The organism is Symbiobacterium ostreiconchae (genome assembly GCF_055396975.1).
Genome location: NZ_AP042454.1, coordinates 280,747 through 305,890, shown reverse-complemented (window position 1 = coordinate 305,890; position 25,144 = coordinate 280,747). Strand labels below are relative to the sequence as shown.

The window sequence follows — 25,144 nt, the reverse complement described above, 5'->3', positions numbered from 1 at the left end:
CAGGCACAGAGTCAGGCACAGGCGGTGCCGGTGGCGGCACCGCCGGGCGCCCGCCGCGTCAGGTGCGGGCCTGGCGGGTCCCCGCCCGCTCCAGCCGGCCCAGCAGGAAGTCGGTGAGCAGGGCCAGCAGCGTCACGGGGATGCCGCCGGCCAGGATGTGCGGCGTGGAGACCATGGCGAACCCGGTGAGGATGGTGTCGCCCAGGCCCCCGCCGCCCACGAAGGCCGCCAGGGTGGCCCATCCGATGACCATGACGGCGCTGGTGCGGATGCCGGTGAGGATTACCGGAAACGCCACCGGCAGCTCGACCATCCTGAGGAGCTGGAGGTTGCTCATCCCCATGCCCCGGCCTGCCTCCCGCAGGTTCGCGGGCACCTCGCGCAGGCCGGTGTAGGTGTTGCGCAGGATCGGCAGCAGGGCGTAGAGGAAGAGCGCCACCAGGGCGGGCGTGCGGCCGATGCCCAGGAGCGGGATCATGAAGGCCAGCAGGGCCAGCGAGGGCAGGGTCTGCAGCACGCTCACCGCCGCCATCACCGGTTCGGCGAAGCGCTCCAGCCGGGTCAGCACGATGCCCAGCGGAACGGCCGCCAGGATGGCCAGCCCCACCGCCGCCAGCGAGAGGGTGATGTGCTCGCCCGTCTGGCGGAGCAGGTTCTGCTGGAGGGCCGGATCGCCCAGCACCGCGAAGAGGTCGTTCATTCCGACTCCCCCTCGTCAGACCAGAGCGCCTGCGAGAGCGCGTCGACCATGGTCGTGCTGGTGATCAGCCCCACCAGCCGGCCTTCCTCGTCCACCGCCGGCAGGTAGTCCAGGTGCGCCAGGAACATCCGCTCGAAGGCCTCCTGCAGCGGGGTCTCCGGCGATGCGGTGATGATGTCCGGCCGCATCACGTCGGCCACCCGGCCCCGCCGCACCTTCTCGATCATGCGAGGGGTGACGAACCCCAGCAGCCGGTCGTCCTCATCCACCACCATGAGCGAACTGACCCTCCGCTTCTTCATCAGCACCAGCGCCTCGGCCAGGCCGTGCTCGGGGCCGATGGTGACGGGCCGGATCATGACGTCGGCCACCTTCAGCAGGCTGACATCCCGCGTCCGGTCCCGGCCCACGAACTGGGCCACGAAGTCATCCTTCGGGTTGCGCAGCAGCTCATCGGGCGAGGCCGCCTGGACGATCTTCCCGCTCCGCATCACCACGATGGTGTCGCCGAGCTTCAGCGCCTCGTCCATGTCGTGGGTCACGAAGACCACCGTGAGCTTGTACTTGTGCTGCAGCCGCTTCATCTCGTCCTGCAGCGTCTCCCGGGTGATGGGGTCCAGCGCGCTGAAGGGCTCGTCCATCAGGATTAGCTCCGGCATGGCCGCCATGGCCCGCGCAATCCCGACCCGCTGCTGCTGACCCCCCGAGAGCTCGCTGGGGTAGCGGTCGCGGTAGGTGGCCGGGTCGAGCCCCACCAGCGGCAGCAGCTCGTTCACCCGCTTCTCCTGCCGCGCCCGGTCCCAGCCCAGCAGCCTGGGCACCAGGGCAACGTTCTCCGCGATGGTCATGTGGGGCATGAGGCCGATATGCTGGATGACGTACCCGATCTGACGCCGCAGGGTGACCGGATTCATCTGCATGATGTCCCGGCCGTTCACGTAGATGCGGCCGGAGGTGGGCTCGTGCAGCCGGTTGATCATCTTCATCGTCGTGGTCTTGCCGCAGCCCGACGGGCCGATGAGGCAGACGAACTCGCCCTTCCTCACCTCCAGGTTCAGGTCGTCCACGGCCTTTTGCCCGCCGGGGTAGACCTTGCTCACGTGCTCGAAGCGCACCATGCCGCATCCCTCCTCTCCGCTCCCGCTGTAGTATGCGCGTATGCGCCGCCGCGGCACCGCACTGCGGCGCGCCTGTCGCGCCGTGCGCCCTGGGGAGGAGAAAGGACCGCGCGCCCCGAACCGAGGGAGGGAGGTTTCGCAACCCTCTCAGAATCGGGGTGGAATCGTGTACACAGGGATGATCCGCGATCTCCTGCTGCGCATCGGCGACGGCGTGGTGGACTACCACCTGCTGCTGGACGACCGCGAGATCGCGCTAAATCCGCTCATCGGCGAGCGGGTGGCCATCCGGTTCACCGGCGAGCGCCGGTGCATCTACTGCGGGCGCAAGTCGAGCAAGCTGTTCAACAACGGCTCCTGCTGGCCGTGCTTCCGGCGGCTGGCCGTCAACGACCTCTGCCAGGTGAAGCCCACGCTCTGCCACTACGAGACCTGCCGGGAGCCCGAGTGGGGCGACGCCCACTGCATGATCCCCACCTACGTCTACCTGGCCAAGTCCAGCGACGTGAAGGTGGGCGTCACCCGCAGCCTGCCCGGCCGCTGGCTGGACCAGGGAGCCGTGGAGGCGGTGCCCATCGCCCGGGTGCCGAACCGGAAGATGGCGGGCGAGCTGGAGGCGTTCCTGACCCGGTTCGTGGCAGACAAGACCAACTGGCGGCGCATGCTGAAGGGGGAGGTGTCCGACGCCGACCTCCTGGCCGAGCGGGCGCGCCTCCTGGAGCTGATTCCCGAGCCGTTCCGGCCCTACATCCTGCCCGACGAGTCCCTCCGCAGCTTCACCTATCCCCTGGAGGCGGCACCGCCCAGGCTGACGTCCCATGACCTGGAGAAAGGCGGCGCCGAGGGCGTGCTGCTCGGGATGAAGGGCAGTTACCTGGTGCTGGACACCGGGGTGCTCAACGTGCCCAAGTTCGCCGGCTACCTGGTCTCCTTCGAGACCCTCACCGTGGCCGGGGCGCACAGTGGCTAGCCTTACCTGTGGTCAAATCGTTACATTCGTGTCACGGAATTGTAACGCGAGTGGGGTAACATACGAAGTGTGTTGACCCCCTCTGTGTGTTCGTTTTCTTGGCGGCTCGAACAGAGCCGCCGCTTTTTTCATTGAGCGATCATAAAAACTTCCGTATAATAGGCATGTTGATTCATGTTGGAGCTTCCGTGGGAGGAGGAGGGTCCGGCAGTGCCTGAGACCAAGTATGGATCGCAGATCTACCTGGGCGTGCTGGCCGATGCCGAAACCGCGGGCGCGACAGCCGCCCGGGTCTTCCAGGACTTCGTCGGCCGGCTGCGCCGGGCGGCCCCGGGCGTGAGGGACCTGCGGCTGGAGCTGGAGGAGCCGGCGCCGCGCAAGGAAGATCCCGGGGTGTTCGAGTGCTGGGCCACGCTGAAGGCGGTGGTGCCCCATGACCTCACGCACATCGGGGCCGACAACCACCGGGACGCCTGGCGGGCGATCCTGCGTGACACGTTCCAGACCACGTGCCACCTGAACCACGAACTGGTGCACCACACCTCCAGCCGGGTGGGGGTCACCCGCGAGGTCTTCCCCTACGAGGAGGAGCCGCAGGTGGAGAAGGCGCCGGCGGAGGAGAAGCCCAGGGAGATGATCCGGGTCAAGGTGCTGCTGGGCGGGCAGGTGCACGAGGTCGACATCCCCAAGGACGAGAACCTGCTGGACGGCGTCAACGACAAGGGCGTCGACGTGAAGTGGGACTGCAAGAGCGGCGTCTGTGACACCTGTAAGATCCGCGTGATCAAGGGCATGGAGAACCTGAGCCCGGTCAACGACCGAGAGCGGGAGATGCTGGGCGACAAGGTGGAGCAGGGCTGGCGCCTCTGCTGCCAGGTGACCGCCCACGGACCCTGCGAGTTTGAACACTGACCGATGGCCGCCGATCCCGCGCGCTGCGGGGTCGGCGCTTCTCTTCGCGTTGTGCTACAATCAGCAGGGCGGGCCGAGGACGGAAGGGGGAAGGAAGCGTGTTCAAACTCGACCGCAACAGCACGACGCCGCTGTACCGGCAGCTCTACGCACAGGCCAGGGAACGGATCCTCTCCGGCGCGCTGCCCCCTGGAACCCGGCTTCCGCCGGAACGCACGCTGGCCCGCCGGCTCGGCGTGAACCGGACGACCGTCGTCAACGCCTACCGCGAACTGGCGGCGGAAGGGCTGGTGGAGGGGCGGGTCGGCCACGGCACCGTGGTACTCGGGCCGCCCGAGGCGCCGGGCGCCGACGTCATCCGTCCGATGCCCTGGGCCGGCCCGACCGAGGCCGAGGAGCCGCTGGTCGCGGACATCAACGCCATCATCCGGCGCCCCGGGGCCATCTCCTTCGCCCACGGCGAGATGTCGCCGGAGCTGTACCCGGCCGGAGCCCTGACCGAACTGATGCTGCAGGTGCTGCAGGACAGCTCCGCCCTGGGCTACGGGCCCATCGCGGGCCTGGCGCCCCTCCGGCAGGCGATCGCCGACGCCATGGGGGCGGCGGCCGACGAGGTGCTCATCCTGGCCGGGTCGCAGATCGCCCTGTACCTGATCAGCCGGGTCCTCCTGCAGCCGGGCGACACGGTGCTTCTCGAGATGCCGTCCTACATCAACACCCTGGGCATCTTCGACTCCGCCGGCGTCCGGGTGGTCCCGGTGGCGGTGGACCAGCACGGTTTGGTGGTGGAGGGGCTGGAGGAGCTGATGCTGCGGTACCAGCCGAAACTGCTGTTCACCCTGCCCACCTTCCACAACCCCCTGGGGGTCACCATGACCCTGGAGCGGCGGCGGCGGCTGATCCAGCTGGCCGCGCGGCACCAGGTGGGCATCGTGGAGGATGACCCCTACGGGCCGCTGTACTTCACCGAGCGGCCGGTGCCCACCCTGAAGTCGCTGGACCCCGGGGGCTATGTGATCTACGTCAGCAGCGCGAGCAAGGCGGTGAGCCCGGCGCTGCGGCTGGCCTGGATCGTGGCGGCGCCGCCGGTGGTCGAGCGGATCGCGCGCGCCCGGGGCAACCTCGACTTCCGCGCCGCCCTGCTCAACCAGCGGGTGATGGAGGCCTTCCTGCGGGAGGGACGGCTGGCCGAGCACCTGGCGAAGCTGCGGCCCGCCCTGAAGGCGCGACGGGACCTGATGCTGAAGGCCCTGGCCGACCACATGCCCGGCGGCGTGACCTGGTACGTGCCGGAGGGCGGATACCACATCTGGTGCCGTCTGCCCCGGCCGCTCACGGCCCGGCGGCTGCTCGCGGAGGCCGGGCGGGAGGGCGTGGCCTTCGTGCCCGGAGACTTCTACGGGGCCGGCCAGATGGCGCGGCGCGGACTGCGGCTCAACTTCTCCTACCCCCGGCCCGAGGAGATCGAGCCTGGCATCGAGCGGCTGGCCCGGGCGGTGGAGAGGCTGCTGCGTGAGGAGGCCGGGCAAGGCGGGGAGACCGACCCCATCAGCGGTCCCGTAGTGTGAGAAGCGACCCTCGCGCGCGGCGGGCGAACGGCCCGCCGCTTTTCCGCGTCCCGACGCACCGGTCGCGTGGTATAAAAACGTTCTATCAAGACTATCTCTGGCGCGAAAAATCATTATCCTGTGTTCGGGAGGAGTTCCGGCCGCCGGACGGGAACTCCTCCACACATACTTTCTTAAGCGAATTTAGTAAGTCGGCGCGCGGTGGGAGGGGTTGCCGTGCCCAGGCCAGCCAACGCCCGATTGATGAAGCATCTGAACCGGCACGCGGTGCTGTCGGCGATCCGGGATCGCGGGCCGATCTCCCGCGTCGAACTGGCGACGCTGACGGGGCTGAGCCAGCCCGCAGTCACGGCCATCGTGCGCGATCTGCTGGACCTGGGCCTGGTGGAGGAGAAGGGGCTGGGCCAGTCCTCCGGCGGCCGCCCCCCCATCATGCTGCTCTTTAACCCGGCTGCCCGCTTCATCCTCGCCGCCTGCCTGGAAGGGGAGCGGCTGTGGGGCGGGCTGGCGGACCTCAGCGGCGCGCTGCAGGCAGAGGCGGAAGTGGTGCTTCCCTCCGACCCCCACGACCCGGCCCGCGCCCTGGGGGACTTTCTGCAGGGGCTCATCGGCCGGGCCGGGGTCGACCCCGCCCGGCTGGCTGCCGTGGCCGTCGGGGTACCCGGCATCGCCCACCTGGAGGGCACCGTGAGCCACGCCCCGTCGCTGGGCTGGTGGCAGAAGGTGCCCCTGCGGGACCGGCTGCACCAGCGCTTTGGCGTGCCCGTGGTGGTTGAGAACGACGTGAACCTCATGGCCCTGGGCGAGTACTTCCAGGGGGCGGGGCAGGGCGTTGCCAACCTGGCCCTGATGCACGTCAGCGACGGCATCGGCGCCGGGATCCTGATTGACGGCACGCTCTTCCGCGGCGCCCGCCAGGCGGCGGGCGAGGTGGGCTACCTCCCTCTGGGACCGGTGAGCCCGCGGCGGCCCCAGGACTACGGCCTGTTCGAGCTGCACTACTCCTCCCGTGCGATCCGCCGGCGGCTTCAGGAGGCCGCCGCGGCAGAAGGCCCGCACGAAGGCGCGGGAGACGGCGCAGACGGGCGGCCCGTCCGGCGGCTCAGGGAGCTGGCCGAGGCGGGGGTCCCCTGGGCCCGGGCGCTTCTGGAGGATGCCCTGCGCCACTGGGCCCACGCCCTGGCCAGCATCACGTGCATCCTCAATCCCGAACTGGTCCTCCTGGCCGGCGACGCGGTGGACTGCGGCCAGGACGGGCTGGAGGAGATCCGCCGCATCGTGGCCGGTCTGGTGCCCGATCTGCCCGAGATCCGCTTTGCCGAGCTGGGCAGCCGTGCCGCCCTCACGGGCGCGGTGGCCATGGCCCTCAGTCTGGCTGACGAGAACGCTTACGGGATCGAAGCAGACCAGTGAACAGGGAAGGGGAGTCACCTATGGGCGAGGCGCAGTCCGTCACCCTGGAGCGCGTGTCCAAGAGCTTCGGCGGCGGCGTGCTCACGGTGAAGGAAGTCGACCTGCATATCGCCGGCGGCGAGTTCTTCACGCTGCTCGGCCCCTCGGGCTGTGGCAAGACCACAACCCTCCGGATGATCGCCGGTTTCTACTACCCCACGTCCGGACGCATCCTCTTCGGCGACCGCGACGTGACCTACCTGCCCCCCAACCAGCGGAACATCGGCATGGTGTTCCAGAACTACGCCCTGTTCCCGCACCTCACGGTGTTTGAGAACGTGGCCTTCGGCCTCCGGGTGCGCAAGGTGCCCCGGGCTGAGATGCAGCGCCGGGTGGCCGAGGCTCTGGCCCAGGTGCGGTTGGAGGGCATGGAGCACCGGCGCATCGACCAGCTTTCCGGCGGCCAGCAGCAGCGGGTGGCCCTGGCCCGGGCCCTGGTGATCCGGCCGGCGCTGCTCCTCCTGGATGAGCCGCTCTCCAACCTGGACGCGAAGCTCAGGGACGAGACCCGCACCGAGATCCGCCGGCTCCAGACCGAGGCCAACATCACGGCCGTGTACGTCACCCACGACCAGGCCGAGGCGATGGCCATCTCCGACCGCATCGCCGTCATGGAGGGCGGCGTGGTCCACCAGGTGGGTACGCCGCAGGAGATCTACCACCGGCCCGCCACCCGCTTCGTGGCCACCTTCATCGGCAAGTCCAACCTGCTGGAGGGCCGGCTGGTGGAGGCGGACGGCACGGCCGGCCTGGTGGAGCTGCCCGGCACCGGCCGGATCCGGGTGGACCTGACCCGGCGGAACCCGCACGTCCCCACGTCGGTGGGCAGCCGGGTGGTGCTGACGTTCCGCCCCGAGGGCGTGCAGGTCGTGGACGGGCCCGGCGGCGACAACGTCATCTCCGGGCGGGTGACGGCCGCCGAGTTCAGCGGCGCCTACACCGAGTACATCGTGGCGGCGGGCGAGACGACCCTCATGGCATCGGTGACCGACCGGTACGGCGGCGTGCGCAGGCAGGGTGAGTCGATCCACCTGCACATTCCGCCCGAGCGAGTCTATCTGGTGGAGTGATGACGGTGGCAGCCAAGTGGACGGACAGGTGGCAGCGGGTCACCGCCTCGCCGTACTTCGCATACGTCCTGGTCGCTCCCCTGGCCCTGGTGCTCTGGGGTTACGTGGTGCAGCCCATGCTGGCCACCTTCCTCACCAGCGTCCGGGACGACGGCGGTTTCACCCTGAAGTACTACCAGGGCTTCCTGAGCCTGCGCATGACCACGCAGATGGAGGCGCTCCTCACCAGCGTGGGCATCTCGGTGCTCAGCGTCATCACCTGCGCCATCGTCGGCGTGGGCATGGCCTTCCTGCTGAATCGGTTCGAGTTTCCCGGCCGCCGGCTGCTGGAGAGCCTGGCGCTGGTGCCCATGGCGCTGCCGCCGCTCATCGGCGTCTACGCGTTCATGTTCCTTTATTCCTCCAGCGGCATCATCCCCCGGGCGATCAAGGTGCTTTTCGATCTGCCCCAGGTCCCCTTCGCCCTGAAGGGGCTGACCGGCGTCCTGGTGGTGCACACCTTCACCATGTATCCCTACTTTTACACCGCCGCCGCGGCGGCCTTCGCCGGCTTTGACCCCTCCCTGGAGGAGGCGGCTCTGGGCCTGGGCGCCAAGCGCTGGCAGGTGTGGACCCGGGTGCTGCTGCCGATGCTGACGCCCGCCCTGGTGTCGGGGTCGCTGCTCACCTTTATGGTCTCGATGGCCTCCTACACGGCGCCGCTCATTTTCGGCGTGGACCGGACGATGACGATGCAGATCGCCATCGCCCGCACCAACGGCAACCTGCCGCTGGCCTCTGCCGAGTCGACGATCCTTTCCGTGGTCTCCATCGCCTTCCTGATCCTGATGCGGTGGTACCAGAACCGGCGGACCTACCGGTCGCTCTCCAAGGGCGTCTCGGTCCACCGCACGGAGGTGAAGAGCCCGGTGGGTCGCATCCTGGCCATGATCGGGGCGATCATCGGGACCCTGATCCTGATCCTGCCCATCATCACCCTGGCCCTGATCTCCTTCTCCAAGGACGGCTCCTGGACCGTGCAGGTGCTGCCGCCCAAGTACACGCTGGAGAACTATATCACCCTCTTCAACGATCCCCGGGCCTGGCGGCCCATCAAGAACAGCTTGCAGATGAGCGGCATCGCGACCCTGGCCTCCATCGTGGTGGGGGTGGCGGCGGCCTACGTCATCAACCGGCTCAACTTCAAGGGCAAGTCGCTGCTGGACATGGCGGTGATGCTGCCCTGGGCCCTGCCGGGCACCGTCGTCGGTATTAACCTGATCGCTGCTTTCAACCGGCCCTCGGTGTTCAGCCTCGGCCATGTGCTGGTGGGCACGTTCTGGATCCTGCCCCTGGCCTACTTCGTCCGCTTCTCGCCGCTGGTCTTCCGCTCCAGCAACGCCACCCTGGCGCAGATGGACCCCTATGTGGAGGAGGCCGCCTTCTCTCTGGGCGCCACGTGGTGGTACACCTTCCGCCGAGTCACCTTCCCGCTCATGTTCCGCGGCGTCCTGGCCGGCGCCCTCCTGGCCTTCGTGCAGGGCGTGGGCGAGTTCGTGGCGTCGGTGCTGATCTACACCGCCCGCAACCAGCCGATCTCGGTGGAGATCAACAACCTCATGTACTCCTTCAAGTTCGGGACGGCGGCCGCCTACGGCATGCTGCAGATCCTGCTGATCCTGCTGGTGCTCTTCATCTCCCGCCGCCTGGACCAGCGGCAGAACCTCGCCTAAGGAAGTGATCTCGTTGACGCACCACACCGCGCCCCAGGCTCCGAGCCGTGCGGAGATCGCCGCACAGGACGGCCGCTGCTTCCCGGGCCGCAGCTACGCGGAGGCCGTGCTCAGCCCCATCTACGAAAGCGCCAAGCACGAGCTGCTCGGGCCGATGATGGCCATCCACCGGGCCCACCTGGTGATGCTGGCGGAGCAGGGGCTCGTGGATCCCGGTTCGGCCCGGAAGATCCTGGCTGCCCTGGAGTCCATCGACCTCGCCCAGGTGGCCGCTTCCCGCTACGACGGCAGGTATGAAGACCTGTTCTTCTACGTGGAAGACCTGACCCTGCAGGCCGCGGGCGAGGAGGCCGGCAACCTGCACATCGCCCGCAGCCGCAACGACATGGGCGTCACCATGTACCGCATGGTGCTGCGGAAGCACCTGCTGGACGCGATTGAGGCGGCCCAGCTGCTCCACCGGGTGCTGTTGCGGTTCGCCGCGGAGGAAGCCGATACGGTGATGCTGGCGCACACCCATACGCAGCAGGCGCAGCCCACCACGCTGGGCCACTGGCTCACCGCCGCCGCCGATGTGCTGGAGCGGGACATCGTCCGGCTGCAGGCCGCCTACCAGCGGGCAAACCGCTCGCCCATGGGCGCCGCCGCCCTCTCCACCTCGGGCTTCCCCATCTCCCGGGAGCGGGTCGCCGAGCTTCTGGGCTTCGACGGGCTGGTCGAGAACAGCTATGACGCCATAGCCGGGGCCGACTACGTGAGCGAGGCGGCGGCAGCGGCACAGCTGGCCGCGCTGCACACCGGTCGCATGGTCCAGGACCTGCTCACCTGGTGCACGCAGGAGTACGGGGTGCTGCGGGTGGCCGACCCGTACGTGCAGACCAGCTCCATCATGCCCCAGAAGCGGAACCCGGTCTCGCTGGAGCACGCCCGCGCCCTGCTCAGCAGCAGCGCCGGGCGGGCGCAGACCGTGCTGCAGATGCTGCACAACACGCCCTTCGGCGACATCGTCGACACCGAGGACGAGATGCAGCCCAACCTGTGGGCGGCCCTGGCCACCCTGCGGGACGTGTTCCGGCTGCTGGCCAACGTGCTGGGCACCGCCGAGGTCAGCCGTGAGCTCCTGCTGGAGCGGGCCCGGGCCAGCTTCGCCAACGTGACCGAACTGGCGGACCTGCTGGTGCGGGAAGCCGGCCTGCCCTTCCGCACCGCGCACCGCGTCGTCGCCGCGCTGGTCCGGGCAGCCGAGGCCCGGGGCATCCGCGACGTGCGCCAGATCGAGCCTCAGATGGTCGAGGAGGCGACCCGGCAGGTGCTGGGACGCGACCTGGGCGTACCGGCCGGGAAGCTGCGGCAGGCGCTGGACCCCGTGCACTTCGTCGCCGTCCGCACCGTGCGGGGCGGCGTGGCTCCGGCCGAGGTGCGCCGCATGCTGGAGCGGCGGAAGGCGCGCCAGGCCGAGATGGCCGCCTGGCTGGACGGCGCCCGGACTCGGCTGGCGGATGCGGCGCACCGCCTGGATGAGGCCTGCAACGCGCTGGCACGTGCCGAGGGAAGCGGCGCGGGCCCTCAGGCCGAAGGGGAGGAGGGCCGGCGATGACCTACTACCTCGCGGTGGACGGCGGCGGCACCAAGTGCCTCGCGGTGCTGGTCCACCGGGGGCAGGGGGTGGTGGGCAGCGGCCTGTCCGGCGGGAGCAACCCGCACTCGGTGGGCCGTGAGCAGGCCGTGCGGGCGCTCACGGACGCCGTGCGTGCAGCCTGCCGGGATCTGCCGCCGGGCTGCCGCATCGACACCGCTGCCTTCGGGCTCGCCGGGGTGGACACGCCTGCGAGTGAGGAGGAAGCGCGTCGGCTTGCGCAGGCCGCGCTGGATGCGGCCGGGGTCGCCGCCGCCCGGGTGCTGGTGGAGAACGACGGCCTCATCGCCCTGCGGGGCGCCGCAGACGGCGGGCGCGGCCTCCTGGTGGCATCCGGCACCGGATCGGTGGTTTACGCCGGCGACGGCCAGCGGTTCGTGCGGGCCGGCGGCTGGGGGCACCGGGTGGGCGACGTGGGCAGTGCCTTTCACATCGCCCAGATGGCCCTGTCCAGCGCCTTCCGCTCGCTGGACGCAGGCGAACCGGACACTCCGCTGATCCGCCACCTGTGCGAGGCGGCCGGGGCACGCGACCTGTATGCCCTCTACGACTGGCTCTACCTGCCCGCCACGGGCGTCGATGCCGTGGCCGGGCTCGCCCGGGCGGTGGACGCCGCGGCCCGGGCGGGCGATCCCGCCGCCGGCGAGATCCTGGCCCGGGCCGGCCGGGAACTGGGCGGCGCCGCGGCGCTGGCGGCCCGCCGGGCCGGCCTCCCGGATGGCGGCCCTTTCCCCGTCTTCCTGCTGGGCGGGGTGCTGCAGAACTCGCCGGCCGTGCGCTCAGCCCTGCTGGAGCGGCTGGCGGAGGAGGCCCCCGGCGGCGTGGTGCAGGTGCCCCGCTATGCCCCCATCTACGGAGCCGTGATGCGGGCCCTGGGCGGCCCGGCCGCGGTGGACGAGGGGCTGCGGCGCCGGCTCCTGGCGGCGGACGTGCTGCTGGTCTGAGTGAATGGTCTTCAGGCGCACAGCGCCTGAGTTGTCTTAGAAGATTGCGGGAACCGAAGGGGGGTGGATCTGCCCGTTCGCGGATCCGTTACGCGTGCAGATCCTGTATTTCACCATACTGAAGGGGGATATATGCCAATGCGAAGCACCTGGTCTCGCAAACTCGTGGGTCTCTTGCTGGTCGCCGGCCTGTTCGCCGCCGGCTGCGGCAGCTCCGGCCAGCCCTCGGGCAGCCAGGGCGGCGGCTCCCAGACGCCTCCCGCCTCGCAGACGCCGCAGCAGAACCAGGAGCCGCAGGAGGAGGCCCGGCTGGTCATCTACACCGGGCGCGACCAGTCCATCATCGACCTGATGGTCGCGAAGTTCGAGGAGAAGTACCCTGAGTACAAGGGCAACGTCGAGGTCCTGCCCATGGGCGCCCAGGAGATCATGGAGCGCGTCCGGGCCGAGAAAGAGAACCCCCAGGGCGACATCTGGTGGGGCGGCACCCAGCAGGCGCTTTCCCTGGCCGTGAAGGAGGGGCTCCTGGCCAAGATCGAGCCGGAGTTCGCCGCCAAGATCCCCGAGGGGTACAAGGATCCTGAGGGTCACTGGTACGGCGAGATGCTCCTCCCGGAGGTCATCATGTACAACACGGAGATGATCTCCGAGGACGAGCTGCCGAAGGACTGGGATGACCTGCTCGATCCCAAGTGGAAGGACCAGATCATCATCCGCGCCGTGCCGGCCTCGGGCACCATGCGCACGATCTACGCGGCGATGATCGACCGGTTCTACCAGCAGGACGGCACCCCTGACCGGGGCTACGAGTGGCTGCTGAAGCTGGATGCCAACACCAAGGAGTACGCGGCCAACCCGACCGACATGTACCTGAAGATCACCCGCCAGGAAGGCAGCCTCAGCCTCTGGAACCTGCAGGACGTGCTGATCCAGGCGGAACAGGAGGGCATGCCCTTCGGCTACATCATCCCCGAGAGCGGCGTGCCGATCCTGGTCGACGGCGTGGGTATGATCGCCGGCGCCAAGCACCCGCAGGCGGCCGAGAAGTTCCTGAACCTGCTCTTCAGCGACGAGATCCAGGCGGAGCTGTCGGCCAGCCGGTTCCAGATCCCGTCCATCAGCCTCCCCGAGTCCATGCAGCCTGACTGGCTGAAGGAGCTCTCCCCGAAGCTGAAGGCCATGGACCTGCAGTGGGACGTCATGGCGGAGAAGGAAGCCGAGTGGATCGGCTACTGGGACGAGAACATCAAGGGGAAGGGCAAGTAACGGTTGAGAACTGCGAGGTCCGGGCGTCCCCGTGAGGGGGGCCCGGACCTTCTTAGCTGTGAGCGGTGGGCGGTGAGCGGTGAGATGAGTGGTGAGCGGTGGGCGGTGAGCGGTGAGATGAGTGGTGAGCGGTGGGCGGTGAGCGTGGCAGTGGGAGAGGCCTGCGCGGTGGGTGGTGGGCAGTGGGCGGTGAGATGGGCGGTGGGCGATGTGCCGTGAGCGGTGAGAGGGGCGGTGGGCGATGTGCCGTGAGCGGTGAGAGGGGCAGTGGACGGAGGCGTGAGGGTGGGTGGTGGGCAGTGGGCGGCGTTAGCGGCGGGTAATGGGCCGTGAGCAGTGAGAGGGGCGGTGGGCGATGGGGCCGAGAGCGGTGGGTGGTGAGAATGGCAGTGGGAGGCGTGAAGGTGGGTGGTGAGATGTGGAAGGTCGGAGGGCGGTGGGAGAGGCAGTGGGTCGCCGGACATCGGGCGTGAGATCGGTTGTGGGCCCCGGGAATGGCAGCGAGCGGGGAACTTCGCAGCGAGACTGCTGCGGGCGGTCACATGCAAGGGCCACGGTCGCGCAGAATGTGCAGTGGGCCGGGCACCCCGGGGTGTACATTTTGCGCGCAAGCCTGGCAGAACCCGGCCCGGACGAGGGGTGCTGGGACCAGGGGAAGGGCTCGAGCGACTCCGCCGGCGGGGATGCAGGCGCGTGAGCGCGCAGAATGTGCAGCGGGCCGGGCACCGGGGGTGTACATTGTGCGCGCAAGCCTGGCCGAACCCGGCCCGGACGAGGGGTGCTGGGACCAGGGGAAGGGCTCGAGCGACTCCGCCGGCGGGGATGCAGGCGCGTGAGCGCGCAGAATGTGCAGCGGGCCGGGCACCGGGGGTGTACATTGTGCGCGCAAGCCTGGCCGAACCCGGCCCGGACGAGGGGTGCTGGGTCCAGGGGACGGGCTCGAGCGACTCCGCCGACGGGGATGCAGGCCCGTGAGCGCGCAGAATGTGCAGCGGGCCGGGCACCGGGGGTGTACATTGTGCGCGTAAGCCTGGCCAGACACGGCCGGATGCGGGAGTTCGCGGCCTGCGCCACACAGCGGTGAGCCCGAGCTTGCGCGGGGCCGCGGACGGGCATCCCCTGGGGACTGGTTCCCCGGTTGGCCGCGCCATACTACCGGTGAGCAACATCCTTCATCCTGAGCATACACTGCGCCCGCGGCGGCCCCAGGTATAACTCCGCCTGTCCGCGCATCTGCTAGAGAGGGGCTGTCCCGGGCGCCGTCCTGTGGAGGCTGCCCATGCCTGGCTGGAGACCCATCGCCCTGACCGTGCTGCTCGCCCTTCTGCTGGCCGGCTGTGCCCCGCCTGCGCGCCCCTCGGCGGAAGGAAAAGCGGGGCAGGCCCCGCCCGCTGAGGAACCGGTGGACGGCGGGACGCTCTATCTCTCCATGTTCTCTGCGCCCCGGGGTGTCTTCAACCCCATCCTGATGGAGGACGGCTACGACGCCACCATCGTCGGCCTCGTCTTCGCCGGCCTGCTGACCCGGGACGAGCGTCTGGACCTGGTCTGCGATCTGTGCGAGAGCTTCGCCGTCTCGCCGGACCACCGCCAGTTCACCTTCCGCCTGCGGCGGGACGTGACGTGGCACGACGGCCGCCCGTTCACCGCCCGCGACGTCGCCTACACCTTTCTGACCATCCTGCACCCCGACTATCCCGGCGTGTTCACCGGGGAGTACGCCGCCCTGCGGGGCGTCGAGGCGATGCTGGCGGAGCGGGCGGAGGCCGACAGGGATCAGGCCGAAGGACGCATCACCGCCGGGGAGGCGGCCGGGCGCAAGCGGGCGGGCTGGCAGGCCTGGCTGGACGGCCCGGGAAAGGAGGCCATCCGGGTAGTGGACGACCACACCGTCGTCTTCACCGCCGACCGGCCCCACGCCCCGCTGCTGGGGAACCTGGCCGTCCCGCTGCTCCCGGCCCACATCTTCAGCGATACGCCTCCGGGCGAACTGGCCGGGCACCCGGCCACGCGGGCGCCGGTTGGCGTCGGGCCGTACCGGTTCGTCCGCTACGTGCCGGACCAGTACGTGGAGCTGGTGCGCTACGAGGCCTACCACCGCGGCCGGCCGCACATCGAGCGGATCATCTACCGCATCGTGAGCCAGGACGTGGCCATCGGCCAGCTGAAGGCCGGCGAACTGGACTACGTGCCGCTGAAACCGGGCGACGTGGCGCTGGTGGAGGGCGACCCGTACATCGGCGTCTTCACCCGACCGGACCTGGGCTACCAGTACCTGGGGCTGAACCACCGCAACCCGCTCTTCGCCGACCGGCGGGTGCGGCAGGCCATCCTGCTGGCCATCGACCGGCAGGCCATCGTCGACCATCTGCTGAAAGGGTACGGCCATGTCGCCGAGAGCCACCTGCCCTACGGCCACCCGTACCACGATCCCGGTGCTTTGCCGGTGCGCCGCCGCGATCCGGAGGCCGCGGCCCGGCTGCTGGCCGAGGCCGGCTGGCGGGACCGGGACGCGGAGGGCTACCTGGTCCGTGACGGCCAGCGCTTCCGCTTCACCCTGCTCTACCCCTCGGGAAACGCCGTGCGCGCCGCCACGGCCCCGCTGATCCAGGCCGACCTGAAGGCGGTGGGCATTCAGGTCGACCTGCAGATGGTGGAGTTTTCCACCCTCGCGGCGATGGTCTTCGGCGGCGGGCAGGCCGACGCCTGGCTGATGGGCTGGAGCGTGGGACCGGACCCGGATCCGGGGCCCGTCTTCGACCCCGGCAGCCGCTGGGGACAGGCGACGGGCTGGCGGAGCGCCCGCAGCCTGATGCTGCTGCGCCTTGGGGCGAGCCGGCTGGAGCCGGCGGAGCGGCGGCTGGTCTACCGGGAGTGGTCCCGGCTGCTGGCAGAGGAGCTGCCGGTGATCTTCCTCTACAGCCAGGACCAGCTCGAGGCGGTGCGCCTGGACCGGGTACGGGGCCTCCGGCCGGACGCCCGGGGCAGCCTGTGGAACATCTGGGAGCTCTGGATTTCCCCGGAGCGCCGTTGAGGGGGTCAGCCGCCGCCGCGCGGCCGGCCGCCGTGCGGCGGGGCAGCGGTCCTGACGGCGGCGTCGCAACAGGGAGGGGGACAGGCGGTGGCCGGCTTTGTGCTGCGGCGCTTCGTGCAGCTTCTGCCCATGCTGCTGGGCGCCTCGCTGCTGGTCTTCGCCGTGATCCGGCTGGCGCCCGGCGATCCCTACAGCGGGCTGATCGACCCCCGGGCTGACCCGGCGAAGGTGGAGGAACTGCGCCGGCGCCACTGCCTGGACTGCCCCATGCTGCAGCAGTACTGGCGTTGGCTCACCCACGCGGTGCGGGGAGACCTGGGCACGTCCATCCGCTTCCGCATCCCGGTTGCGGACTTGATCGGCGACCGGCTGGGCCCCAGCATCGCCCTGGGCGTGGCGTCCCAGTCCATCGTGCTGCTGGCGGGCATCCCGTTCGGCGTCCTGGCCGCCGTCCGGCGGGGAACCTGGGTGGATGCGGTGCTGACGACCTGCTCGCTGGCCGGCCTGGCCATCCCGGCCTTCTTCTTCGGCCTCCTGCTCCTGCGCTGGCTGTCCCTGGGCGGCCTGCAGATCCTGCCGTCGGCGGGGTTCACCACCCCGGGCATCCATGTCACCGGCGTGGCGCTGTGGCTGGATGCCGCCCGCCACCTCATCCTGCCGGCGATGGCCCTGGGGGTGACCAGCATCGCCGGGCTGATGAGCCACGTGCGGTCGGCGATGCTGGAGGTGCTCCGGCAGGACTACCTGCGCACCGCCCGGGCCAAGGGGCTGCCGGAGCGGGTGGTGCTGTACCGGCATGCCCTGCGCAACGCCCTGATGCCGGTGGTGACGCTCCTGGGCCTCAACCTGCCGGCGCTGCTCGGCGGCGCGATCATCACCGAGTCCCTGTTCCAGTGGCCGGGGCTGGGCAGGCTGACCTACACCGCCCTGCTGGAGCGGGACTACCCGGTGCTGATGGCGCTGAACCTGCTCTTCGCCGGGCTCACGCTCCTGGGCAGCCTGCTGGCGGACGTGGGCTACGCCGTGGTCGATCCCCGGGTGCGCTACGGCTGAGGAGGTGGGATGGTGGCCTGGCGCCGCTTTCGCGCCAACCGGCGGGCGATGCTCGGGCTGTACGTGCTCATCGTTCTGGCGCTGGCCTCGGTCTTCGCGCCGCAGCTCACCTGGCACGACCGGGACCTGCCGGACATCCGGCACGCCGAGCAGCCGCCCTCCCGGGAGCACTGGCTGGGCACGGACGAGCTGGGCCGGGACGTCTACACCCGGTTGCTCTACGGCGGGCGGGTCTCGCTGACCGTGGGGCTCGTGGCCGTCGCCCTCTACATGGTCATCGGCGTGACGCTGGGCGCGGTTGCCGGCTACTACGGCGGCGTAGTGGACACCGTGATCATGCGCATCACCGACGTGGTGATGATCATCCCCTTCTTCCCGCTGGCCCTGACGATGGCGGCGGCCCTGCGGCCGTCGGTCTACAATACGATGCTCGTCCTCGGCCTGCTGGGCTGGACCGGCATCTGCCGCCTGGTGAGGGGCGAGTTCCTGACGCTGCGCAGCCGGGAGTACGTGGAGGCGGCCCGGGCCATCGGCATGCCGGACGGGCGGATCATCTTCCGCCACATCCTGCCCAACGCGCTCGGCCCGGTCGTGGTGGCCGCCACGCTCGGGATGGGCTCGGCCATCCTCAGCGAGGCCGGCCTCTCGTTCCTGGGCTTTGGCGTACAGCAGCCCGTGCCCTCCTGGGGCAACATGCTCTCAGCCGCGCTTTCATTGAAGGTCCTGCTCCTGCAGCCGTGGATCTGGCTGCCGCCGGGGCTCCTGATCTTCGTGGCCATCCTGGCGCTCAACCTGGTGGGCGAGGGGCTGCGGGAGGCCCTGGATCCGCGGCTGCACCGGTAGAGGGTTGACCCGGGCCACGGGAGCGAGGATACTGTGGGCGCGCGTGCCCACCGGCACGGCGACGGCGGCCACAGGGGCGGCGTTCTACGCCCGGCCCGTCTTCGGCCCGGGCATCGGGTCGCCGTGTCTGAAGTAGAAATTGTCGGTCCGGGCTCAGGGCTTGCCCTCGGGCGGCGTCGCGTGTTAAGATGCACAAGCCGCCACTTCAGGATGCGGCGACGTGATTGGGCGGATTTGGTCGGTTGACGCCGGTCCGTCCGCCTGATAAAATCACTTCTTGCCGCCAGCTGGGCGGCGGGGTTCACGGCGGAGACAGCCGGCCGGAACGGCCAAGTGGCACGAACTGGCCGGTTGACACGACGCCGGGAACTTGCTAAACTGGTGAAGCTGTCGCCTGACGGCGGCGGCGGATCTCGAACCTTGAAAACTAGACAGTGCAGAAGAGGGAAGCCGAGCGAGCCGGTATTCCAAAGGAGCCAAAGTCAAGCTTTCCACGGAGAGTTTGATCCTGGCTCAGGACGAACGCTGGCGGCGTGCCTAAGACATGCAAGTCGAGCGGGGCTTCGGGGCTTCGGCCCTGAAGCCCAGCGGCGGACGGGTGAGTAACACGTGGATAACCTGCCCTCTGCTCTGGGATAACAGGCCGAAAGGCCTGCTAATACCGGATAAGCTCACGGTCCCGCATGGGGCTGGGAGAAAAGGCGCTGGAGTCAGTGGCGCTGGCAGAGGAGGGGTCCGCGGCCCATTAGCTGGTTGGCGGGGTAACGGCCCACCAAGGCGACGATGGGTAGCCGGCCTGAGAGGGCGACCGGCCACACTGGGACTGAGACACGGCCCAGACTCCTACGGGAGGCAGCAGTCGGGAATTTTGCACAATGGCCGAAAGGCTGATGCAGCAACGCCGCGTGAGCGAAGAAGGCCTTCGGGTTGTAAAGCTCTGTTGCCTGCGAAGAAGGGCCCCGTCAGGAAATGGGCGGGGTTTGACGGTAGCAGGCGAGGAAGCCCCGGCAAACTACGTGCCAGCAGCCGCGGTAATACGTAGGGGGCGAGCGTTGTCCGGAATTACTGGGCGTAAAGGGCGTGTAGGCGGCCTGTTAAGTCAGGGGTGAAAGACCGGGGCTCAACCCCGGGGGTGCCTCTGAAACTGGCGGGCTTGAGTGCTCTAGAGGGCAGTGGAATTCCCGGTGTAGCAGTGAAATGCGTAGAGATCGGGAGGAACACCAGTGGCGAAGGCGGCTGCCTGGGGAGTCACTGACGCTGAGGCGCGAAAGCTAGGGGAGCAAACAGGATTAGATACCCTGGTAGTCCTAGCCGTAAACGATGAGTGCTATGTGTGAGGGGTATCGACCCCCCTCGTGCAGGAGCTAACGCACTAAGCACTCCGCCTGGGGAGTACGGCCGCAAGGTTGAAACTCAAAGGAATTGACGGGGGCCCGCACAAGCAGCGGAGCATGTGGTTTAATTCGAAGCAACGCGTAGAACCTTACCAGGGCTTGACATCCACCGAACCCTGCAGAGATGCGGGGGTGCCTCTTTTCGGAGAGGAACGGTGAGACAGGTGGTGCATGGTTGTCGTCAGCTCGTGTCGTGAGATGTTGGGTTAAGTCCCGCAACGAGCGCAACCCCTGTCGCATGTTGCCAGCACGTTATGGTGGGCACTCATGCGAGACTGCCGGTGACAAACCGGAGGAAGGTGGGGATGACGTCAAATCATCATGCCCCTTATGTCCTGGGCTACACACGTGCTACAATGGCCGCCACAGAGCGCCCCGAACCCGCGAGGGGGAGGCAATCGCGAAAGGCGGTCCCAGTTCGGATCGCAGGCTGCAACTCGCCTGCGTGAAGTCGGAGTTGCTAGTAATCGCGGATCAGCACGCCGCGGTGAATACGTTCCCGGGCCTTGTACACACCGCCCGTCACACCATGGGAGCTGGCAACACCCGAAGTCGGTGAGCTAACCCGCAAGGGAGGCAGCCGCCGAAGGTGGGGCCGGTGACTGGGGTGAAGTCGTAACAAGGTAGCCGTATCGGAAGGTGCGGCTGGATCACCTCCTTTCTAAGGAGCACAGCCCCTGAGAAGGGGAGACTCCGAGGTCGATCCTCAGCCCATCAAAACGGGCTGAGGGAAACTGACGGCCGCTGGGCGGACCGAATCTGCACTGTTTAGTTTTGAGGGTTCGAGATGAGCGGTGAGCAGTGGGCTGTGAGCAGTGAGAGCTGTTCCGGCCCGCACGCTTGCTGACTCAGGATCTTCGAGCCCCTCAGTGAGTGCCTGCGGGAGCTTCGCTCCCGCACGGGACCACGGGCTGCTTCGGGAACCTTGGGTTCCCTGCAGCAGCGTCGTACCTTGAAAACTGCACAGTGGACACACGCAAAGGCAACGCGGGAAGCGTGCATCTCAGCGAAATCAAGCTGGGAAGGGCACACGGTGGATGCCTGGGCGCCAGGTGCCGATGAAGGACGTGGAAAGCTGCGATAAGCCTCGGGGAGCCGCAAGCAGGCGTAGATCCGGGGATCTCCGAATGGGGCAACCCGGCTGGCGTAATGGCCAGTCACCCACAGCTGAATCCATAGGCTGTGGGGGGGCACCGCCCGAACTGAAACATCTCAGTAGGGCGAGGAAAAGAAATCAACCGAGATTCCCTCAGTAGCGGCGAGCGAACGGGGAGGAGCCTAAACCAGCAGCGAGCCATCGCTGCTGGGGTTGCGGGACGCCCGTAAAGCGATGCTGCCGAGTCTAGCCGAAGAGGTCTGGAAAGGCCCGCCACAGAAGGTAAGAGCCCTGTAGGCGAAAGGCGAGGCGCCGCTGGGCGGATCCCAAGTACCACGGGACACGAGGAATCCCGTGGGAATCCGGGGGGACCACCCTCCAAGGCTAAATACGCCTGGCGACCGATAGTGAACCAGTACCGTGAGGGAAAGGTGAAAAGCACCGCGGGAGCGGAGTGAAAGAGACCCTGAAACCGTGTGCCTACAAGCAGTACGAGCCCCGTACGTGGGTGAGTGCGTGCCTATTGAAGAATGAACCGGCGAGTTACGGTCACTGGCGTGGTTAAGGGCCTCAGGCCCGGAGCCGAAGCGAAAGCGAGTCTGAAGAGGGCGTAGTCAGTGGCTGTAGACCCGAAACCCGGTGATCTATCCATGGCCAGGGTGAAGCGGGGGTAAGACCCCGTGGAGGCCCGAACCGGTTAGCGTTGAAAAGCTATCGGATGAGCTGTGGATAGGGGTGAAAAGCCAAACGAACCGGGAGATAGCTGGTTCTCCCCGAAATAGCTTTAGGGCTAGCGTCGGCATGTGAGCTTGCTGGAGGTAGAGCACTGATTGGGCTAGGGGCCCTACCGGTTACCGAACTCAGTCAAACTCCGAATGCCAGCAAGTATGGCCGGCAGTCAGACGGCGAGCGCTAAGGTCCGTCGTCAAGAGGGAAACAGCCCAGACCGCCAGCTAAGGTCCCGAAGTTCCTGCTAAGTGGGCAAGGATGTGGCGTTGTAGAGACAACCAGGATGTTGGCTTAGAAGCAGCCATCATTGAAAGAGTGCGTAATAGCTCACTGGTCGAATGACGCTGCGCCATAAATACTCGGGGCTAAGCAGGACACCGAAGCTGCGGGTGTGAGCGGTGAGAGGTGAGTGGTGAGCAGTGAGTGCGGTCCGGAGTTTTCGGGATCTGCGGGTGTACCAGCGGAGCTATGAGCTGGCGCTGACGGTACACCGGCTGACCCGAAGCTTTCCGGCGCACGAACAGTTCGAGCTCGGACAGCAGCTGCGTCGCGCAGCCGTATCGATACCGGCGAACATCGCCGAGGGATTCGGTCGGCGCGAGTCGGCCGCTGACTTCCGACACTTCTTGCGGATGGCGTTGGGGTCTGCCAACGAGATGTTCGTGCTGAGTCTGGCCAGGGATCTCGGGTACGAGATCGCTGCCATGGACAAGGTGATATCCGAGTACGAACAGCTCGGGAAGCAGATTTACGCGCTGATGCAGAGGTTGCAATAGCTCACTACTCACTACTCACATCTCACTGCTCACGCGGTAGGGGAGCGTTCCATGTGCGTCGAAGGTCGACCGGAAGGACGGCTGGAGCGCATGGAAGTGAGAATGCCGGTATGAGTAGCGAAAAGACAGGTGAGAATCCTGTCCACCGAAAGCCTAAGGATTCCTGAGCAAGGCTCGTCCGCTCAGGGTCAGTCGGGACCTAAGCCGAGGCCGAATGGCGTAGGCGATGGGAAACAGGTCGACATTCCTGTACCACCTACGGGTCGCTTGACCGATGCGGGGACGCAGGAGGCTAGGGGGACCCGGCCGCTGGTTGAGCCGGGGTAAGCGGGTAGCGTGGCCCGGTAGGGAAGTCCGCCGGGCTAAACGTGAGACGCGATGCCGACCGAACTGAAGTAGGGAAGCCCCTGACGCCACACTGCCGAGAAAAGCCGCTAGGGAGACCCGGGGTGCCCGTACCGCAAACCGACACAGGTAGGCGGGGAGAGAATCCTCAGGTGCGCGGGAGAACCCTCGCTAAGGAACTCGGCAAAATGCATCCGTAACTTCGGGAGAAGGATGGCCCTCGGACCGTGAGCGGAGAGACGCCGCAGAGCGGGGGAGGGTTGCAGAGGAGAGGCCCAAGCGACTGTTTACCACAAACACAGGTCAGTGCTAAGCCGGAAGGCGACGTATACTGGCTGACGCCTGCCCGGTGCTGGAAGGTTAAGGGGAGAGGTCAGGCCGGAAGGCCGAAGCTTTGAACCGAAGCCCCAGTAAACGGCGGCCGTAACTATAACGGTCCTAAGGTAGCGAAATTCCTTGTCGGGTAAGTTCCGACCCGCACGAATGGCGTAACGACTTGGGCACTGTCTCAGCGAGGGACCCGGTGAAATTGCAATACCTGTGAAGATGCAGGTTACCTGCGATTGGACAGAAAGACCCCGTGGAGCTTTACTGTAGCCTGGCATTGGATTTTGGTGGTGCGTGTACAGGATAGGTGGGAGCCTGCGAAGCCGGGTCGCCAGATTCGGTGGAGGCGCCGTTGGGATACCACCCTCGCAGCATCGAAGTTCTAACACGGGCCCCTGCAACGGGGTCGTGGACCGTGCCAGGTGGGCAGTTTGACTGGGGCGGTCGCCTCCCAAAAGGTAACGGAGGCGCCCAAAGGTCCGCTCAGGATGGTTGGAAATCATCCGGGGAGTGTAAAGGCAGAAGCGGGCTTGACTGCGAGACAGACAGGTCGAGCAGGGTCGAAAGACGGGCTTAGTGATCCGGCGGTTCCGAGTGGAAGGGCCGTCGCTCAACGGATAAAAGCTACCCCGGGGATAACAGGCTGATCTCCCCCAAGAGTCCACATCGACGGGGAGGTTTGGCACCTCGATGTCGGCTCATCGCATCCTCGGGCTGAAGTCGGTCCGAAGGGTTCGGCTGTTCGCCGATTAAAGCGGTACGCGAGCTGGGTTCAGAACGTCGTGAGACAGTTCGGTCCCTATCCATCGCAGGCGGAGGAGATTTGACGGGAACTGCCCCTAGTACGAGAGGACCGGGGTGGACGGCCCGCTGGTGTACCAGTTATCCCGCCAGGGGTACAGCTGGGTAGCCAAGGCCGGAACGGATAAGCGCTGAAAGCATCTAAGCGCGAAGCCAGCCCGAAGATGAGATCTCCCATCCCGCAAGGGAGTAAGGCCCCTGGAAGATGACCAGGTAGATAGGCCGGGAGTGGAAGCGGCGCAAGCCGTGGAGCGGACCGGTACTAATCGGCCGAGGGCTTGATTTCGCTGAAGCCGGAGCGTGTGCAGATCACTGTGCAGTTTTGAGGGTAGGACCTCAGGAGTTTTGGGTGGCGATACCGGAGGGGATCACCCGTTCCCATACCGAACACGGAAGTTAAGCCCTCCAGGGCCGAAGGTACTCCGCAAGGGGGAGAATAGGTCGCTGCCCAAACTAGATTTCTGCGGTAAGCCTCCCCCGGCGGCAGCCGTCGCCGGGGGACGGCGGACCGATGGGTGGGCTTGTCTGCAACTGACGGCTTCACGAGAACGCATTTCGCGTGTATACTGGGGATTGGGGTAACGGTAGCCCGCCTGACTCTGGATCAGGTAGTCTAGGTTCGAATCCTAGATCCCCAACCACATGCGGCCCCATCGTCTAGAGGCCTAGGACGGCGCCCTCTCACGGCGCAAACAGGGGTTCGAATCCCCTTGGGGTCACCACCACATGCCCCTTCAGGGAGCCCCCTGAAGGGTGCATGCCACCTCTGTCGGAGTGGCGGAATTGGCAGACGCGTACGTTTGAGGGGCGTATGGGTTTCCCGTGCGGGTTCAAGTCCCGCCTCCGACACCACATGCAGATGTGGCGGAATTGGCAGACGCGCACGGCTCAGGACCGTGTCGGGTAACCACTCCCGGTGGGAGTTCGAGTCTCCCCATCTGCACCACCCTTGTTTCCGCTGATGTAGCTCAGGTGGTAGAGCACGTCCTTGGTAAGGACGAGGTCACCGGTTCGAGCCCGGTCATCAGCTCCATCGGCGGCGAGTCACCGCTCGCCGCACAACGTTTGCGCCGGTAGCTCAGCTGGATAGAGTACCTGACTACGAATCAGGCGGTCGCAGGTTCGAATCCTGCCCGGCGCGCCAGCATTATGCGCCCGTAGCTCAGCGGATAGAGCGCTTGCCTCCGGAGCAAGAGGTCGTAGGTTCGAGTCCTGCCGGGCGCGCCAGTTTCCTAGGGGCATAGCTCAATTGGTAGAGCAACGGTCTCCAAAACCGTAGGTTGTGGGTTCGAGTCCTACTGCCCCTGCCACAGACAACATGCAGACCGTAGCTCAGTAGGCTAGAGCGCCAGATTGTGGCTCTGGAGGTCGCCGGTTCGACCCCGGTCGGTCTGCCCA

The 25,144-nt window shown here is 67.5% G+C and carries 14 protein-coding genes, 9 tRNA genes and 3 rRNA genes; 24 read left to right on the top strand and 2 right to left on the bottom strand.

Features of this window, described 5'->3' with window-relative positions:
- Positions 1-58 precede the first annotated feature (58 nt).
- Positions 59-700: an ABC transporter permease gene (locus ACZ5UM_RS01420; protein ID WP_464846490.1), complete on the bottom strand. Its 642-nt coding sequence runs from the start codon at positions 698-700 to the stop codon at positions 59-61.
- Complete coding sequence (locus tag ACZ5UM_RS01415) at positions 697-1,818, bottom strand: ABC transporter ATP-binding protein (RefSeq protein ID WP_464846488.1); 1,122 nt, start codon at positions 1,816-1,818, stop codon at positions 697-699. The genes ACZ5UM_RS01420 and ACZ5UM_RS01415 overlap by 4 nt, the downstream gene beginning before the upstream one ends.
- A 166-nt stretch (positions 1,819-1,984) precedes the next feature.
- Between ACZ5UM_RS01415 and ACZ5UM_RS01410 the strand changes: the two genes are divergently transcribed.
- The 24 genes from ACZ5UM_RS01410 to ACZ5UM_RS01295 all read left to right on the top strand — a co-directional run bounded on the left by ACZ5UM_RS01410 (position 1,985) and on the right by ACZ5UM_RS01295 (position 25,144).
- The gene (locus ACZ5UM_RS01410; protein WP_464846485.1) at positions 1,985-2,788 is read left to right on the top strand and encodes a DUF2797 domain-containing protein; all 804 of its coding nucleotides are present in this window, start codon (positions 1,985-1,987) and stop codon (positions 2,786-2,788) included.
- Between the two features lie 210 nt (positions 2,789-2,998).
- Entirely contained in the window at positions 2,999-3,700 is a 702-nt protein-coding gene (locus ACZ5UM_RS01405; RefSeq protein WP_464846482.1) for a 2Fe-2S iron-sulfur cluster-binding protein, read from the top strand.
- A 98-nt stretch (positions 3,701-3,798) separates the two neighbouring features.
- Positions 3,799-5,268 (top strand): MocR-like pyridoxine biosynthesis transcription factor PdxR, encoded by a 1,470-nt coding sequence (pdxR, locus tag ACZ5UM_RS01400; protein WP_464846479.1) that lies wholly within the window; start codon positions 3,799-3,801, stop codon positions 5,266-5,268.
- Between the two features lie 216 nt (positions 5,269-5,484).
- Positions 5,485-6,681 (top strand): ROK family transcriptional regulator, encoded by a 1,197-nt coding sequence (locus tag ACZ5UM_RS01395; protein WP_464846476.1) that lies wholly within the window; start codon positions 5,485-5,487, stop codon positions 6,679-6,681.
- A 20-nt stretch (positions 6,682-6,701) separates the two neighbouring features.
- A complete protein-coding gene (locus ACZ5UM_RS01390; RefSeq protein ID WP_464846473.1) occupies positions 6,702-7,790 on the top strand; it encodes an ABC transporter ATP-binding protein in 1,089 nt (362 codons plus the stop codon).
- Between the two features lie 5 nt (positions 7,791-7,795).
- Complete coding sequence (locus ACZ5UM_RS01385; protein ID WP_464846471.1) at positions 7,796-9,502, top strand: ABC transporter permease; 1,707 nt, start codon at positions 7,796-7,798, stop codon at positions 9,500-9,502.
- A gap of 13 nt (positions 9,503-9,515) precedes the next feature.
- Entirely contained in the window at positions 9,516-11,099 is a 1,584-nt protein-coding gene (gene argH / locus ACZ5UM_RS01380; RefSeq protein ID WP_464846469.1) for an argininosuccinate lyase, read from the top strand.
- Positions 11,096-12,082, top strand: coding sequence for a BadF/BadG/BcrA/BcrD ATPase family protein (locus tag ACZ5UM_RS01375; protein WP_464846465.1), 987 nt, complete (start codon positions 11,096-11,098; stop codon positions 12,080-12,082). The genes argH and ACZ5UM_RS01375 overlap by 4 nt, the downstream gene beginning before the upstream one ends.
- Positions 12,083-12,220: 138 nt before the next feature.
- The gene (locus tag ACZ5UM_RS01370) at positions 12,221-13,348 is read left to right on the top strand and encodes an extracellular solute-binding protein (RefSeq protein ID WP_464846463.1); all 1,128 of its coding nucleotides are present in this window, start codon (positions 12,221-12,223) and stop codon (positions 13,346-13,348) included.
- A gap of 1,279 nt (positions 13,349-14,627) precedes the next feature.
- Entirely contained in the window at positions 14,628-16,382 is a 1,755-nt protein-coding gene (locus ACZ5UM_RS01365) for a peptide-binding protein (protein WP_464846461.1), read from the top strand.
- A gap of 87 nt (positions 16,383-16,469) precedes the next feature.
- Entirely contained in the window at positions 16,470-17,435 is a 966-nt protein-coding gene (locus tag ACZ5UM_RS01360) for an ABC transporter permease (protein ID WP_464846458.1), read from the top strand.
- Positions 17,436-17,444: 9 nt separating this feature from the next.
- The gene (gene opp4C / locus ACZ5UM_RS01355) at positions 17,445-18,278 is read left to right on the top strand and encodes an oligopeptide ABC transporter permease (protein ID WP_464846455.1); all 834 of its coding nucleotides are present in this window, start codon (positions 17,445-17,447) and stop codon (positions 18,276-18,278) included.
- 490 nt (positions 18,279-18,768) lie between these two features.
- Positions 18,769-20,333 (top strand): 16S ribosomal RNA (locus ACZ5UM_RS01350).
- A 349-nt stretch (positions 20,334-20,682) separates the two neighbouring features.
- A 23S ribosomal RNA gene (locus tag ACZ5UM_RS01345) occupies positions 20,683-24,032 on the top strand.
- A 59-nt stretch (positions 24,033-24,091) separates the two neighbouring features.
- Positions 24,092-24,199 (top strand): 5S ribosomal RNA (rrf, locus tag ACZ5UM_RS01340).
- Together the 16S, 23S and 5S rRNA genes with 9 tRNA genes alongside form the textbook arrangement of a ribosomal RNA operon.
- A gap of 114 nt (positions 24,200-24,313) precedes the next feature.
- Positions 24,314-24,387, top strand: a tRNA-Gln gene (locus ACZ5UM_RS01335).
- A gap of 5 nt (positions 24,388-24,392) precedes the next feature.
- Positions 24,393-24,468: transfer RNA gene (locus ACZ5UM_RS01330), tRNA-Glu, on the top strand.
- 46 nt (positions 24,469-24,514) lie between these two features.
- Positions 24,515-24,598: transfer RNA gene (locus ACZ5UM_RS01325), tRNA-Leu, on the top strand.
- Between the two features lie 3 nt (positions 24,599-24,601).
- A tRNA-Leu gene (locus ACZ5UM_RS01320) sits at positions 24,602-24,692 on the top strand.
- A gap of 11 nt (positions 24,693-24,703) precedes the next feature.
- Positions 24,704-24,779, top strand: a tRNA-Thr gene (locus tag ACZ5UM_RS01315).
- A gap of 34 nt (positions 24,780-24,813) precedes the next feature.
- Positions 24,814-24,890, top strand: a tRNA-Arg gene (locus tag ACZ5UM_RS01310).
- 7 nt (positions 24,891-24,897) lie between these two features.
- Positions 24,898-24,973 (top strand) — tRNA-Arg (locus ACZ5UM_RS01305).
- A gap of 7 nt (positions 24,974-24,980) precedes the next feature.
- Positions 24,981-25,056: transfer RNA gene (locus tag ACZ5UM_RS01300), tRNA-Trp, on the top strand.
- A gap of 11 nt (positions 25,057-25,067) precedes the next feature.
- Positions 25,068-25,144 (top strand) — tRNA-His (locus ACZ5UM_RS01295).

Coding starts and splice junctions, on each gene's coding strand:
- ACZ5UM_RS01390 (WP_464846473.1), top strand. CDS start 6,702: ATGGGCGAGGCGCAGTCCGTCACCCTGGAGCGCGTGTCCAAGAGCTTC.
- ACZ5UM_RS01365 (WP_464846461.1), top strand. CDS start 14,628: ATGCCTGGCTGGAGACCCATCGCCCTGACCGTGCTGCTCGCCCTTCTG.
- ACZ5UM_RS01420 (WP_464846490.1), bottom strand. CDS start 700: ATGAACGACCTCTTCGCGGTGCTGGGCGATCCGGCCCTCCAGCAGAAC.
- ACZ5UM_RS01415 (WP_464846488.1), bottom strand. CDS start 1,818: ATGGTGCGCTTCGAGCACGTGAGCAAGGTCTACCCCGGCGGGCAAAAG.
- opp4C (WP_464846455.1), top strand. CDS start 17,445: ATGGTGGCCTGGCGCCGCTTTCGCGCCAACCGGCGGGCGATGCTCGGG.
- ACZ5UM_RS01370 (WP_464846463.1), top strand. CDS start 12,221: ATGCGAAGCACCTGGTCTCGCAAACTCGTGGGTCTCTTGCTGGTCGCC.
- ACZ5UM_RS01375 (WP_464846465.1), top strand. CDS start 11,096: ATGACCTACTACCTCGCGGTGGACGGCGGCGGCACCAAGTGCCTCGCG.